General features: G+C 67.4%; 13 protein-coding genes. 1 reads left to right on the forward strand and 12 read right to left on the reverse strand.

Going from position 1 to position 13,999, the window contains the following annotated elements; genetic code table 11:
• Nucleotides 1-102: 102 nt before the first annotated feature.
• From RM609_RS31915 to RM609_RS31970, 12 genes are all read right to left on the reverse strand, one after another.
• On the reverse strand, nt 103-540 hold the full coding sequence (locus RM609_RS31915; RefSeq protein ID WP_311615724.1) for a hypothetical protein: 438 nt from the start codon (nt 538-540) through the stop codon (nt 103-105).
• A 707-nt stretch (nt 541-1,247) separates the two neighbouring features.
• Entirely contained in the window at nt 1,248-1,574 is a 327-nt protein-coding gene (locus RM609_RS31920) for a hypothetical protein (RefSeq protein WP_311615726.1), read from the reverse strand.
• Nucleotides 1,571-1,870, reverse strand: coding sequence for a hypothetical protein (locus RM609_RS31925; protein ID WP_311615727.1), 300 nt, complete (start codon nt 1,868-1,870; stop codon nt 1,571-1,573). The genes RM609_RS31920 and RM609_RS31925 overlap by 4 nt, the downstream gene beginning before the upstream one ends.
• 80 nt (nt 1,871-1,950) lie before the next feature.
• Nucleotides 1,951-2,196, reverse strand: coding sequence for a hypothetical protein (locus RM609_RS31930; RefSeq protein ID WP_311615729.1), 246 nt, complete (start codon nt 2,194-2,196; stop codon nt 1,951-1,953).
• 499 nt (nt 2,197-2,695) lie between these two features.
• Nucleotides 2,696-2,893, reverse strand: coding sequence for a hypothetical protein (locus tag RM609_RS31935; protein WP_311615731.1), 198 nt, complete (start codon nt 2,891-2,893; stop codon nt 2,696-2,698).
• An 836-nt stretch (nt 2,894-3,729) separates the two neighbouring features.
• Nucleotides 3,730-4,038 (reverse strand): calcium-binding protein, encoded by a 309-nt coding sequence (locus RM609_RS31940; RefSeq protein ID WP_311615733.1) that lies wholly within the window; start codon nt 4,036-4,038, stop codon nt 3,730-3,732.
• A complete protein-coding gene (locus tag RM609_RS31945) occupies nt 4,035-5,228 on the reverse strand; it encodes a DUF7986 domain-containing protein (RefSeq protein ID WP_311615735.1) in 1,194 nt (397 codons plus the stop codon). Before RM609_RS31945 ends, RM609_RS31940 begins: the two co-directional genes overlap by 4 nt.
• 639 nt (nt 5,229-5,867) lie before the next feature.
• On the reverse strand, nt 5,868-6,575 hold the full coding sequence (cas6e, locus tag RM609_RS31950; RefSeq protein ID WP_311615737.1) for a type I-E CRISPR-associated protein Cas6/Cse3/CasE: 708 nt from the start codon (nt 6,573-6,575) through the stop codon (nt 5,868-5,870).
• Complete coding sequence (gene cas5e, locus RM609_RS31955) at nt 6,572-7,420, reverse strand: type I-E CRISPR-associated protein Cas5/CasD (protein ID WP_311615739.1); 849 nt, start codon at nt 7,418-7,420, stop codon at nt 6,572-6,574. The genes cas6e and cas5e overlap by 4 nt, the downstream gene beginning before the upstream one ends.
• Nucleotides 7,417-8,796, reverse strand: a complete 1,380-nt coding sequence (locus tag RM609_RS31960) for a type I-E CRISPR-associated protein Cas7/Cse4/CasC (protein WP_311615741.1) — start codon at nt 8,794-8,796, stop codon at nt 7,417-7,419. The genes cas5e and RM609_RS31960 overlap by 4 nt, the downstream gene beginning before the upstream one ends.
• Nucleotides 8,793-9,362: a type I-E CRISPR-associated protein Cse2/CasB gene (gene casB / locus RM609_RS31965; protein ID WP_311615743.1), complete on the reverse strand. Its 570-nt coding sequence runs from the start codon at nt 9,360-9,362 to the stop codon at nt 8,793-8,795. The genes RM609_RS31960 and casB overlap by 4 nt, the downstream gene beginning before the upstream one ends.
• The gene (locus RM609_RS31970; protein ID WP_311615745.1) at nt 9,359-10,894 is read right to left on the reverse strand and encodes a type I-E CRISPR-associated protein Cse1/CasA; all 1,536 of its coding nucleotides are present in this window, start codon (nt 10,892-10,894) and stop codon (nt 9,359-9,361) included. The genes casB and RM609_RS31970 overlap by 4 nt, the downstream gene beginning before the upstream one ends.
• A 126-nt stretch (nt 10,895-11,020) precedes the next feature.
• Between RM609_RS31970 and cas3 the strand changes: the two genes are divergently transcribed.
• Nucleotides 11,021-13,954 carry a CRISPR-associated helicase Cas3' gene (gene cas3 / locus RM609_RS31975; protein WP_311615747.1) on the forward strand — a complete coding sequence of 978 codons (2,934 nt, stop codon included), beginning with the start codon at nt 11,021-11,023 and terminating at the stop codon, nt 13,952-13,954.
• The last annotated feature ends 45 nt before the right edge of the window (nt 13,955-13,999 follow it).

Consider the following 13,999-nt stretch of genomic DNA (forward strand, 5'->3'; position numbering starts at 1 on the left):
GGGCCATCCCCGCGTGCGCGAGGAGCAGACTAAAACTGGCTTCCTGCATGCGGGCAGCCCGCAACGGTATCGAGGAACGTCCCCCGAACCCGGTGGTGTTCTTCAAGACAGCTGTAGCAGGGCGAGGCCGTCGATCCGGGACCTTGCGAAGTCGCTGCCGCAGGCCGGGCACCCGCTCACGATGCGGTGCCGAGCGAGGTTGCATCCCAGGACAGGGATCGCCACCTCAAAGTGGAGCACCTCGAACCTAGCATCGCAGACAAAGCACTTGTGCCGCAGGAGCTCGGCAAGCACCACGCCCGCCAGATCGTCCGGCGCTTCCACGGCGTCCTCAGCCAGGTCAGGCAGGGTACCTTCGTTGGGCCACACCGCTACGTACGGAACCTCCGGCCACGCCCGCCGCAGGGGGAAACGCAGTAGTGCCGGCCTGAACCTGCCGCCGAACCGCGCGGGAACCTCCGCGATGCCAGCCACGGTCGGCGGAAGAGCCTCGTCCGCGAACACACGAAGCTCGCCCCAGGGCCCCGCGAACAGCCGCATCCGCCGTCTCCTCGTTGCACCTATCCAACGTCAGCACAGATGTTCGCATGCCCGTGTCGCCGGAGCCAGTCAGCCGCCGCGGAGTCCGGTATGGCCGCCGGCACCGGATCGACACCACTCTCGTCGAGCAAGCGGCTGGCCTGACCTTGGAGCACGGCCGTCGGCCTCACCTGCAGCGGCCGCCGCAGGCACCACGAGCGCGGACAGCGTCCAAGCCCTCGTTCGTGCCCTGGCGCTCCCTATGGAGCACGCCGACGCGTGCCGTACGGCGGAGCTCGCCGTCCAGTACGGCATCCGGCAACTGGTGTAACCGCGGCAGAGGCAGTCCGTCCCTGGTCACCCCGGGCGTCGATGGGGGGTGGCTGCAGTCCGGGACCCGAACGGCACGATGGGAAATCATGGAGCGCCGGCGGAGACGGAAGAGGAAACAGGGCACGCCAGCGGCCGCCGTGAATTGCGGGCCTGCCTGGCGGCCCTGCCGACGACGGCCGGGGCCGTGCAAGGGCCGCCGCCGAAGTTCGTCGAACGGGTGAGCGCGGGGACCGACCAGCAGCAGGCCGACGACGTCGAGAGCAGCGGGATGGGCCTGAGCGGTGGCGGCCGCTGTGCGGTGTTCGCTCGCCAACAGCATCAATGCCGGGGCCCCATTCACTGTCCTCCACCATGGGCCACGGTGGCAGGCCCATAGGGTTACCGTCGCAGCCTGGTCAGAGGTCGGGCCAGTCGTCTGAGATCACGATGCGAGCGATGTAGATGCGTGGTCCGTCGTCGCCCGGCTCGCCTTCGCGTACGTGGTACTCAGCGAGGCCGATGTCCCGGGCGAGCGGTACCGAGAACCAGCCCGGCCGCCCAGGCACCGGGTGCGCGAGCGGAGGAACCGGGTGCTCGCGCAGCTCGACCATCAGGTTCATCACGGCGGAGAACACCGAGGCGGATACCTCGGGGGCAAGCAGCGGAAAAGTGGCGGACGAGAGCTGGATGCGGTCTTCCTCGTCCTCGCCGCCGTCCTCCCGCTCGTGGTGCTCATCGCTCACCGGCTATCAGCCTCGCGTGCCGCCTGGGCCTCATGCAGCACCGCGGCCGCCGGACGTCCGGGGGCCGTCCCGGTCTCGATGGCGGTACGAACAGGCTCCGCAAGCGGGTCGGCGTACATCATGGCCCGCATCCACCACCGGCGCAGTACGCCCAGCAGCTCGTGCTCGTCCGCCTGCCCCATCTCCCGGTAGAACTCCATCCGGTCCGCCGGCGGCAGCGCCTCTGCCACGCCGTTCTGGGTCCGCGGGATCGACGGCGCCCCGCTGTCGCCGTAGTGCACGGGTTGTGCGCGCATCGGTGTGCCCCTTCCGTCACCTCCGAGTCTGCCCCATGCGAGCTCTCCAGCTCGCGGGGACTCCTTAAATCGAGAGAGGTTCAGCGGGAGGACGTTCTCATCGAGCCCCTTGCTGGCCAGGCCCTGGCGGCGCAGGGGGCGGCGCAGGGCTCAGCGGCCTGCCGGATCGCCTCCTGGGCGGGCGCCCTATGCAGGCCGGGGGTGTAGTAGTGAAAACGAGCCTGGCCCTGGGCCTCCAGCCAGCCAAGCCGGACCAGCTCACGGATGTCGTGGATGGCCTGCTGCTCGGACAGATCCGCATCGGCCTGGTAGCCAGTCCGACGCACCTTCGAGCATCAGAAGGCCTGCAGTGGTGTGTAGACCACCCGTTCGTCCAGTCCGTCACGCTTCGTGGTCTCGCCGAGGTGGATCCAGGCGCGGGAGAGCAGATCGTACGGCGCTGGGCCTGCGGGGCCTGGCGGTGATGGGCCTCCGGGCAGAAGCTGACCCACGGGTGGATATCACGCGCGGCGGGCCGGCGCTGGCCGCCGACCTGCTGCAGGACGCGGTGGTAGGCGTAGGTGTTCTATGCCTTGCCCAGTCGTTCCTCTGTGGAGGAGAACTCCGGAGGCAGCAGGCTCTGGGACTTCCGGGCGAAAACGAGCGTGGACACGGCGCGGGACATGCGCCCGTGCCATCCTTCCACGGGACGTTCACCGGGTTCAGATGCGCCGTGAAGGCCCGCGCAGGGACCGGGGCGGCCAGGTCGTCGGCGTTGAGCCAGTCGATCAGCTCCTAGCTCCTCCATCAGCGCCGGAACGTAATCGCAGGCCGGGGCCGGTGTACTCAGGTAACCAGCGGATCGTCGGGGCTGGTGACACGGACCGGCCCGTCGCGCCTGCGGCCGGGCCGCATGCCGAGATGATGGGCCTGCATCATGCAGTGCAGCCCGTTGAGCAGACCGGCGTCAGCGCGGAAGCCATTCCCGGCGTCAGCGAGGGCTTGGATGTAGGTCATCGCCCGCTGGTAGCCCTCGAGCTCCACGCGAGTGCGCTCCGCCGTTTTCAGCGGCTCCTCGCCGGTCTTCAGATCCTTGACATCATCGACGGTGCCGGCGTAGCCCTCGATGGTGTTCGACCCGGTGATGGCAGCCTGGAGGCAAGAGGCTTCACCGCCGGGCGAGCGTGCTCGACCGGCAGATCCACACTTCCACCGATTCCAGGTTTGCCGGGATCTTCGCCGTCAAGAAGTCCGGCCAGAACGTGGAACATGGAGAGCTGCGGAAGGGCGGCTGCGCCCCGGTCGGGCACTCCACAGGGGTGGCCGGCCGACCGAGAGCATCCCTGACGGGCGCACCTTGTGTGTCACTGAGCGGATGACGCCGGTCACATACTGCGACCGAGCGGCGACGGGGTGTTTGACTACGGCGAGAGGCCTACAGCGTACTGTCACCGACTGGGCACGCCCTGGGGCCTTCCGTTGCCCCGAGGCGTTGGGCCTGTGCCCATAGGGCCTGAGTGAGGGCCGATCTCACCAGGAATGGAGGGACGATGCGCTGCTGGCATGAGGAGCCTGGAGCTCGCGAGTGGCAGGAGACAGCGGACGCTGCCGTCCGGTTGTGCGGTCCTGGTGTTCCCGCACATGCACTACCGGCATCTGTACGAAGGTGCCGGGAACTGAACGATGTGCGGCGGCTGCCGTCCGACCCGTTGGCGCCGGGCGCCCTGACGAACAGGCCGATAGCAGGACCATCCCCGCATGCGCGGGGAGCAGCGAAGCCCGCGGTGAATATGCGTGCTCTCGGTGGGGCCATCCCCGCGTATGCGGGAAGCATGAGGGCGAGCCGCTGGAGCACCGTTACTGGCTGGGGTCCATCGCGCTCAGGTTGCCCAGTGCTGGTAGGCAGAGATCCATTCGGCACCGTCCGGGGCGGGGGTGGGCAGGGGAAGGTCGAGGATGGCGATGGCTTGGCGGTGCGGGCCGCGGGTGCACCAGGCGATGATCTGGTCTCCGGTGAGGTCGACGGAGGCGACGGTAACCGTGACCCCGAGCAGGGTCGTCTCGAATGGAAGTGCCAGGTGATCGGCGATCATCGTATAGAAGCCGGTGAGCTGCTCGTCCTCACCGTAGGCGTCGACGGTGGCTTCCTCGATCAAAGTCTGAAGGCGCTGCTCGCTGAGCTCGTTCACCTGTCGCCCTTTTGTGGAGTGCGAAGGAGTTGGGTGAGGCGTTGTCCGACCACGGAAAAGCTGGGGGGCGTCTCTTGCTGGTAGAAGGACTTCTTGCGGGTTCGCAGCAGGTCTTCGCCGTCACGCTGCCAGATGAAGCTCGGCTTGCCCAGGAGGGTTCGGAAGACCGTGTCGGCGCCGTCGGGGTGGCGTTGGGCCAGGCGGCGCAGGGGCAGCGGTGAGACTGTGTCGTCGTTCAGGTAGTCGCGGAGCAGAGCGATGGAGGTGCGGTCCTGGGCCAGGGCGGGGTTGGCGAACAGGGAATCCAGACGGCCGAAGTCAAGGTAGTAGTTGAGGCCTTCGGTCTCGTCGTAGATCAGCCCGATGCTGGGAGCCTCCATGTATTGCTCGGGCAGGCGCCCCATCTCCTCGGCGGTGGGGGCTCCGTCTGCGGCGGGGTCATCGGGCAGATTTTCGGCTTTGTCTGCAGCATGTGACTGTTCGAGGCGGCGCCGGTGATGCTCGGTCAGCCGTTCCTGAGCTTCGGCCGACGGCAGGATCACAAGGTCTGCCCCGAAGAATTCGATGAAGGCAGTCCGGTCTTCGTGCTGCATCTGCCAGGCTTGCCGGTACAGATCGGGGTTGCGGCGCAGCAGTTCTGGGTCGGTGGTCGTCATCTGCAGGGCGGCTTGTGCGATGTCCGGTCCTGAGGACTGCGGGTAGGGCATGAGATGGCCGCTAATCAGCCAGTGGCCGGTGGCGGGGTGAACTGGCACGATGCGGCAGTAGACGAAGGTTCCCTCGGTGAGGGTAGTGAGCGCTGCGGGGCCCATGTTGGAGTGGACGACGTAGTGCAGGTCGTCGATGAGGTTGTGGAGTACGACGGAGCCGGTTCCGTCGTCGGCTCGGTGGACCTCGAACAGTCCCTCGACGACGTCGCGCCAGCCCAGCAGCATCGCGCGCTCGTCGGTGGCAAGAGGCGGCCGGCGGTGTGCGATGAACCGTTCCAGGACTGTGGTGCCATCGCGCAGCTGGTGCTGCAGGGCGAAGTGATCGATGGTTCGCACCACCATGTCTTCGTCCAGCGGCTTGTCGCCTTTCGCTGCGTTCAGGCGGGCCCTCAGCTGCCTTGTGAAGCGGGGATGCTGAGTGAATTGCACCAGTTCGCTCTTCAGCATCACACTTCGTTGTACCAATTCCTCAACCGACATGTCCGGCTCTCTATCGGCCGCACCACAGTCGCCTGACATGTCATCATCTCGGGGCATCTGATCCATGACCACCTGGACCCTCTTCACAGGGCATTACAATGCGTCGCAACTCTACCGGCACAGCAGCTTCCATAACCCGGTTATGAAGCAAAGACGATGAGTGCACCGGGGCCCACGCACCGTCATGTGCCGCGTGGCGCTCCGCCAGCAGTCAGACGGTTGCAGATGCGGACGATTCCTTGCCGACCCTCCCGGCAATCCGCGTAACCGGCCCGGGCTGACAGGCGAGGGCCGACGAAATCAGCGTCAGCTGGCCCGCGTGGGCGGGGAGCAGCCGAGGAACGACTTCGGGACGTTCAGGGCGTCGGGATCATCCCTGTGCGGACAAGGAACGGAGGCCCTCATTGTCAATGCACACGCAGCACCGGGGACGTCCCCGCGCGAACGAGGCCATGTTGCCCCTCTGCTGCTTTGAGACTTCAAGTCGTGGGAGCCGTCCCGGCCACGGCCAGGTCTGGGGTGTCGAAGTCACATACTCCTGAGCCATCCCCGCAAGTGGCGGGGCAGAGGTCATAGTACCGCTGCCCCGCCGTGCTCACGTCAGTGACTGTGTCATGGCCGACCATTCCGCCAAGGCGGTCACGGTCCGCTCTGTCGGATGAGTACGAGCCCACAGCCGTAGGCGCGGGCGGAGCCGATACCGTCGGCCAGGGTGCTGTGGAAGGCGCCCGGATCGGTTACGGCGAGCTTTCCCCTGACCTCCGAACGGTTGATCTTGAGGCCGGCGTGGTGGCTGCTCGTGACAGGTGGCAGCATGCGAATGGCGAGTGACTGCGGGTCAATTTCAGCGCCGATGAATCGGGCGCCGCTTTCGGCGGTCGTGCCGTCGAGGGTCGGCTGTGCACGTTTCATCAGCCAGTCGCGTACATGGTCCGGTCTGGCCGCGGGCATCTTGCGGGTGCGGCGCTCGGGGGTCCGCGCATCTCGCCGGGCGGTAAGGGCGTTGACGACCGTGCGGAAGGTGAACTGGTCTCCCTTACGGAGGGGTTGGTCGACGCTGATGGTTTCGATCCTGGTGGTGAGCGCGTCCTTGGGGATGAGGGACCAGTTCGGGGCGAGCTTGGACTGCACGACCATCAACAGTGTGTTGCTCTTGAGGTCCACGTTCCAGGTCGACAGGATGCCCATCTGTGCGCGGGCGTCCGGTTGACCGTCCTCGACCCAACCGTGGAAGCCGCTCATCACCAGGCGGTGCATGTCCTGGGCGTCGAGGAGGGCTCTGGCGGCGACGGGGTGCCGGGCGTTCAGCGCGATGATGCTGTGGCAGGCGATCAAGCGGGCCGTCATGGAATCAGGTCCTCCCATCGGATATCAGGGGCCGGGTCGGGGGTGACACGGGTCCTGATCTCCCAGCGGACGGCGTGCATGCGTCGTTCGGGGTCGAATGTGTCCGGCTGGTCGGCGGTCCGGCTCGCTCCCGCAGTGCCCGGCGGGGTTTCGCACCACATCCACGGCGTGTCGACGGTGGCGTTGGGGAGCAGGCTCGTGGTCCGGAGGACCGTTTCCAAGGTGCCCGGGTGCACCCCACCAGCGATGGTTCCCGACGGCGGGCAGGACTTCCGGCCAAGCCACAGGAGTCTCTTCGGCTGCTCCAGGGCAGCGGCGATCTCCTCCAGCAGGCTGCGGTCCGTGCTTTGGAAAGCCGCGACGAAGGCGGCATCCGCCAGGTACCAGCGGTAGGTCTGCATCGGGTCACGGCGCAGGTTTCCGGCGGTGAGGGCCCCGGTCTGTTCGTCGGGGGCGATCTCCTTCGGCGCGCCGTACCAGGAGGCGAGTGCGGTGCCGGCGGCTCGACCGAATGTCGGGCCGCTCTCATCGTCGAGCCACGCGGCCGCCGCAGTGGCACGCCGGTGATCGGTGATCACGTCGCGTGGGCGTAGGGGCATCGGGCCGCCACCGACGATCTGGTAGTCGTGGACGGGTGCGCCGGGACGGTCTGCCCGGACGCCGAAGCGCAGCGCTGCCAGGTGGCCGATCTCGTCGGTGTGGTCGAGGCCAAGGGCTGCAGCGATCAGGCCGATGCAGCCGGATTTAGTGGGGTGCAACTGGGTGTTGCGGCGGTCGAAGTGTGAGCCTCTCCCCCATGACTGGAGTGGCGCCGCGAGTCGCACGAGAAGGACGGAGTCCGTCACGGGCGGGTCAGCTCCTCGATGGTGTTGACCTCGCTGCCGGGCAGGGTGCCGTTCTTGGCCTCCTCAGCGAGCAGGTGTTCGACGCCGAGGTCGTAGGTGAGAAGGCGGGCCGGGGTGATGTCGTCGCGCTTGCGGGTGACGAGGGCGTGTTGGGCGAGGAGGCGCCGGGTGGCTTCGAGGGAGGCGGGGCCGTCGTTCTCCTCGAAGATGGCGTTCTCGAACGCGAGGCCGTAGTTGAACGGTCGCTTGCCCTCGAAGGCCATGACGAGTTTGGGCAGGGAGCCGGTGGAGGCGGTGGTGTTGGTCTTGGCGCGTGGCTGGGAGTTGACGAAGGCGTCTACCACCTCCAGTTCGGCCGCCGTTGCGGCGGCCTCGATCTTCTCTTCTGCCATGCCGGCGGCTTTGAGGTTGGCGCGCAGCTTGTAGCGGTCCAGGACGGCGTGGCGGTAGAAGGTTCCGGAGACCAGGGACTGGTATCCGGTCATTCCGGCGCCGGAGTCCTCGGTGGCGTCGAGGTAGTCCAGGGCGTTGGCGCGCGAGTGGTTCCTGCGGTCGAGCTTGGCGTCGTCGGCGGCCGAGTAGAAGTCGTCAATGTGTTCGGCGGGCTGGACGGTGAAAGCGTGGGCGGTCTGGATGGCGCCGTCGACGTTCGGTGAGTCGGCGATCTCGGCGAGGAAGCGACCGTAGAGGGCGATGTCGATGGCGTCGCCGGGCGCGAGGGCGGTGAGGACTGCCGCCCGCAGATCCTTCGGCAGGACGGGCAGCTTCTCGTCGGCGTCCTCGCTGCCGGTTTCCTGCGGCTCGTCCGCAGGTACGCCTCCCTCCTTGCGGAGCTTGGCCTGGGCCCGGCGCTTGGCAACAGCCTTCGCCTTCTTGTCTGCGGCAGCGATGTGCGCTGCCGTGTACTCGCTGCTCCATTCGACGACGGCCTCACGGTGCTCGGTCAGTTTGGCGGCGAGGACCTTTCCTGCGTTCTCGGGGGCGAACAGCAGGACCTTGGTGAGGTCTGCTGTGTTGGGCTTGTCCCCGAACTTGAGTCCTACGCCGCTCAGTACGGCCTTGCTGGTCGCCAGGGCCGCTTCCTTGGCCCAGCCCCGGGCCTCCAGTTCGGTGGCGGTGATCTTCGCCCACTCACGCGTGCGCAGGCCCATCGTGTGGCCGGCCAGCGGCCCGTCCCCGGTGTTCGCGCGGGTGCGGGAGTAGGTGCGTTCCGCCCGTCGGCGGGACTGCGAGGTGATCATGGTGCGCAGGTCGCCTCCCAGGCTGATTGCCTTGGGCATGCCGTTCTCGTCACGAACCGGCAGAACCGCGACCATGGTCTCCAGGAGGTGCAGGGAGAGGTACTGCTCACCGGTGAAGGTGGGTGCGGTGGTCACTGGGTGTCTCCGATCGGGGCGAGGGCGAGAGCGGTCTCACGTGGTTCGGGGGTGAAGCTCGGGGTGTAGAAGGATCGGGCCCACTGGTACTGGACCGGTCGTCCCTTGCGGGACCATCCGGAAAGGTCTTCGGTGAGTGTGGTCCAGGAGGGGGGAATCGTGTCGCAGGATCTGGCGCGCTCGATCGCATGCTGCAGGTGGCGCCAGGGGATCCTGCGAGAAGCGACAACGCGGTCCAGTAGGCGCACCGCACCCGGGTTGGTCGGGCCGCGGCCCGCTCCTGTGCCGATGCGGCGCAGGGCGGCGCCGGTGTCGCCTGCACCGGGGGACGGGTCCAGCCGACCGGCGTGGTAGCGGGCGAAGAGGAAGGCCACCTGTTCGAAGATGTGGCGGCTGTCTTCGGACGGAGCGAAGTTCGCGGCGGTGAGGCGGGCTTGGGTGAGCGCGGCCGGGCGGCGAAGGTCGGCGAGCTGTCCGTATTGCCGTGCTCGTACGAGGCCGCAGAGCCATGCGGTGAGCTGCTGTCCCGGGGAGGGAGTGGGCGGGTCCTGGGCAGGGGCGGTCATGGGGTGATCTCCTTCAACGGGGCCGGCGCCTTGGGGCTGTCCAGTTCCTCCTTCAGCCGCTGTTCGGCCCGGGCTCGGGTGTGCAGTCCTCGGCCGGTCGGGGGGAGGCTCTCCAGCCGGGACCTGAGGGCATCCGTGGCGATGGACCGGATGATGCGCCCGTATCTGGAGAGTGTCGCTGCGACCGGATGGCCGTCGGCAACGGCGTCGAGCATGGCGTGGAACTGCACGCCGGCACCCGCCCACATCTCGGGTTCGCCGTTGAAACGTGCCAGCTGGCTCGGCTTGTCGGCTGGTTTGGGGTTCTGGTAGGCATGCTCGCGGGCGGTGGCTGCCGCCCGTTGGAGCGCGGTGGCCGCGTATTCGGCGACCGCGGAGCCCTGCTCGCTGGCGTGCCGGAGGTTGGCTTCACGGCCAGGCACGAACGGAAAGCGGTCGTCCACCCAGGACATCGGGTTGCCCTTGTCGGCCAGTAGACCGACTGCCCAGAGTTCCGGTCGCTGGCTGTGGAGCATGGCGAGGCGCCCGTAGAGGTCGCTGCCCTTGACGCGCTCGGCGACCGCCGCGTACAACGCGTGTGATTCGCACCATAGGTCGCGGGATGCCTGGGGTTTGAGGGTCACGAACTTGCGGTTGCGCATGACCAGGATCTCGTCTTGGCGGTAGGCGGCCGGAAGGTCGGCGAGGGTCTCGCCAGGGCCGACGAGGACGCGGTCGATCCCCGGTTGGCCGTCCGGCATCTCGGCGGGGCGGAACGCGATCGAGCGGCCGAGGACGGTGTGGAGGTCGGCAGGCCCGTCTGGCCTGCGGGTCTCGTTGGCGCCGGTGCGAGCGAACGGACGGCGCTGACGGTCACCCCAGGTCAGGTTGAGGGTGCCCGGCTCGCCGTCCCACGGTGCGAGGTTGAGCCGCAGGGTGTCGCCGAGCGTCGGACCGAGAGCGAAAATGCGGACGCGTGAGCCCAGGCGACAGGTCGACAGGTTGGTGAACGGCGCGGGAAAGCCCATTTCCTTCCCGGGGATGCGAGCGCGACGGCCTTGCCCGAAGGTGTGCTGGGTGAGCATCGCACGCCACGCGGCATCGGCCGGGAGCGGCTGAGGATGGTGCAGGTGGCGGTGGTCGAAGTGCTGGTTGTAGTCGCCGGCGTGCTCGATGACGAGCTGGGCCGGCCCGACGCCGAAGGTGTTCAGGTGGCGTAAGAGCGCGGCATTCTGCCCGAGAGGTCGTTCGCGGTCGAAGAGGTCCCAGGTCCCGTCATGGCTCGCGAGCCGGTTGGCGGCAGGGGCGAGCGGTTCACGCTTCTCCACCCAGGTCAGCCACTCACCGGGGGTCTCCGGGTAGTGGTCGGTGGCGTACAGCATCCCCAGCAGCCATTCCAGGAGCGCGGCGGTCTCTCCAGGAGTACTCCCGCAGACGGCAGAAATCCGGTCAGCGTCCCTCAACGCCTGGACGCCCGACACCTTCGTGAGCTTCGGCTCACCGTCGATTGTCAGTGCCGGGATGCATGCTTGATGCCGCGGATCCCAATGCAAGACCGCTCCTCCTCTCCGAGGGGCGTCGCCGCCCCGGCAGACCGGCTTTCATGCGAAAACCTTCTAAGTCACAGACATCGTTGGGATAGCTTCGCGGCACGACAGTAGCAGGTTCCGGAGGGCATATTGACAGGCCATGAGATCTTCAACATCCCTAGTCACCACGCTATTTGGGGGAAGACGGACAGGAGCCGCCTCTCACGGGGCAATGGCCGTCCGGCGTGGAATCCGCTCACGGCCCACATCCTCGATACCGCCGCTTGCGCCGGTCAGCTGTGGGACCGCTACCTCACGCCCGGCATGCGCATGCGGCTCGCCGAGGCGTTCGGGTCAGGTGACGACGAGACCGCGCGCACGACCGTCATGTTCCTCGCCGGCCTTCACGACCTCGGCAAGGGGTCGGGCTGCTTTCTCCGTACGTTCGGAACAGGCGCCCATGACGATCCAGGGCTGAGAGGGCCCGAACTGGCAGCATGGCGAACACTCGCCGACGAGGTTCGTCTACCGTGCGACGACCATCCCAACGGACAGGTCGACGCCCGGCACGAACTCATCACCGCTGCGCACCTCCCCCGGCTCCTCGGCTGTAGCTGCCGCTCCTGCGGAGGCAGTGGTGACGAGGTCTCCGGCCTGCACTCCGTCGCCCTGCTGCTCGGAGGCCACCACGGTCATATCCCCGACAGGGACACCGTCGATCGGGCCTCCGGAGCCGCTCCGATCGAGAAATGGGAACCCGTCTACCGAGCACTCATCGGTGAGGTCGCAGACCTGCTCGGCGTCACGCTGAGCGATCTGCCAAAACATGTTCGACCAGAACGTCCTTCTGTGTTGCCCATGTTCGCAGGGCTTGTCATCCTCTCCGACTGGATCGCCTCCAGCGACGACCACTTCACCTACCGCAGACTCGGTGAACCATCCGCCTGCTGGTGGTCACAATCGCAGCGGCAGGCGGAAGCAGCGATCACTGAGCTGGCACTCGACCGCTGGCTCCCACAGACCAGGGCATGGCACGAGCTGTTCCCCGACACACAGCCACGGCCGTTCCAGGACGCTGCACTCGCCGCCCTCCCCGGTGAGGGGCCTGCCATGGTCATCATCGAGTCCGACACCGGTTCGGGTAAGACCCGGCTGGCCTTCGCCATCGCCCACCACCTCGCCCGGACATGCGGGTATCAAGGGCTCTTCATGGCGATGCCCACTCGGGCCGCCACCAACCAAGTGGCGAGCGAGCTGGCAAAGTTCATCGAGCGTTCGACCTGCAACTCGACGACGTCCAACCTCGCCGTCGTCCATGCCGCGGCCGGCGCCTCCGACCTGGTCCACCGGCTGATCGACGCCTCTACCACCCCGCACCAGAGCGCTCTGCGTTCCTTGCCCGACTCGGTCGCCGCGGCGACCGCCGACAGTGCAGAGACCGGCCGGGTCGCCCTCAACCCGTGGTACCTGCGGCGGTGTCTCGGACTCATCTCCACATTCGGCATCGGCACCATTGACCAAGTCGTACTGGTCCCACAGCCGGCCCAGCACTGGATGCTCCGGTTCTTCGGCCTGGCAGGAAAGACCGTAATCATCGACGAGGCTCATGCCTACGAGCTCTTCCAGCAGGAGATGCTCAGCGCCGCTGTCGAGTGGCTCGCTGACGCGGGAGCCTCCGTCATCGTCCTGTCCGCGACGCTGCCGACGTCCGTCCGACAAACACTCGTGAACGCCTGGTGCACAGGCCATCAGGTCACCGCGAAGGACACCGGGCAGACCGGACCCATCGCCCTCATCGACCAGCACGGCACTGTCCGCCGGACCGGAACTCCCGGAGGTCAAGAGCCGCGGGCTCGCACCGACGTGCGCCTACAACCGCTTCCCGGCCCGAAGGCGCTCAGCACACAACTGCTGCGAGAAGCGTCCGGCGGCGGGGTCATCGCCGTCATCTGCAATCGCGTGAAGTTTGCCATCGAACTGCACCGTACCCTGATCGCCCAAGGCGATGAGCACGGCTGGCACGAAGCCGAGATCGTCCTGCTGCACGGCCGACTCATGAGCCGCGACCGCCTCCCCATCGAGATACAACTTGTCGGCGATCTCGGGCCCGGCCCAGACCGCGACCTGCCGAATCCATCACGCCCGCGCCGGCTTCTCGTGGTCGCGACTCAGATCGTCGAGCAGTCCCTCGACATCGACTTCGACGCGGTCTATACCAATCTCGCGCCGATCGACCTGCTCATCCAGCGCCGAGGGCGCTTACACCGTCACTCCCTCAACAGGCGGCCCGAGTGGGGCCGCGAGCCGACACTCACCGTTCTCTGGCAACCCGACGCTGCACGCCTGCCCATCGTCGAACCTCCGGACGAAGCCGTAGGCCGCCTGCAGGGCAACCACGACAGCTCCGTCTACGCCCCCTACACGCTCGCGGCCTCGTGGCATGCCCTCGCTCGACGGACAGACGAGTCCGGCCGAGCAGTGATCGGCGCCGACGAGCACAGCGCCCTCATCCATGAGGTATACGGTCCCACCACCCCCCAACCCGGATTGCTGGGGCAGATGCTAGCCCGAACCGGGGCAGCCTGGGAGGCCGGGCTCACCGACGTCCAGAGCGAGGCCGCCCCGCGGCCCTTCCGTGCGTTCGGCCGACGGGGCCGGAACCGAGTCACCGCCCTCAGTCTGACGTCCGGCGCCGCACACGGCGGCGGGAAGCACGAAGGCGCCCCAGGCATCGCCGCAGTCTCCCGGCTCGGGGAGCCCTTCATCGAGTGCCTGGCTCTCTACCAGCAGGACCACGGGAGGCTCTCGTACGATCCGCAAGGAATGCTGCCGGCCGACACCCGATACCACCCAAAAGACACGCCCGAACGCCGGCAGCAGCAGAAGGACTTCCTCCTCAACTCCCTCGCCATACCAGCACGATGGTTCAGCGTCGGCCGACTCCCGCTACCCAACGCCTGGCCCAAGATCGACCGCCCTGGCCTGCGCTACCGCCCTACAGCCCTCTTCGACCCCGCCACCGGCCTCTGCATCAGCGGCCCTCGCGGGATCTCATATTCCACCTCTGAAGGGCTGAGCCAGTGAACCCTTCTCATCCTGCGGTTTGAGGCTGATGACGAGGGCTGGTGG

Source organism: Streptomyces hesseae (genome assembly GCF_031845785.1).
In the GTDB taxonomy this organism is placed as follows: Bacteria; Actinomycetota; Actinomycetes; order Streptomycetales; family Streptomycetaceae; genus Streptomyces; species Streptomyces hesseae.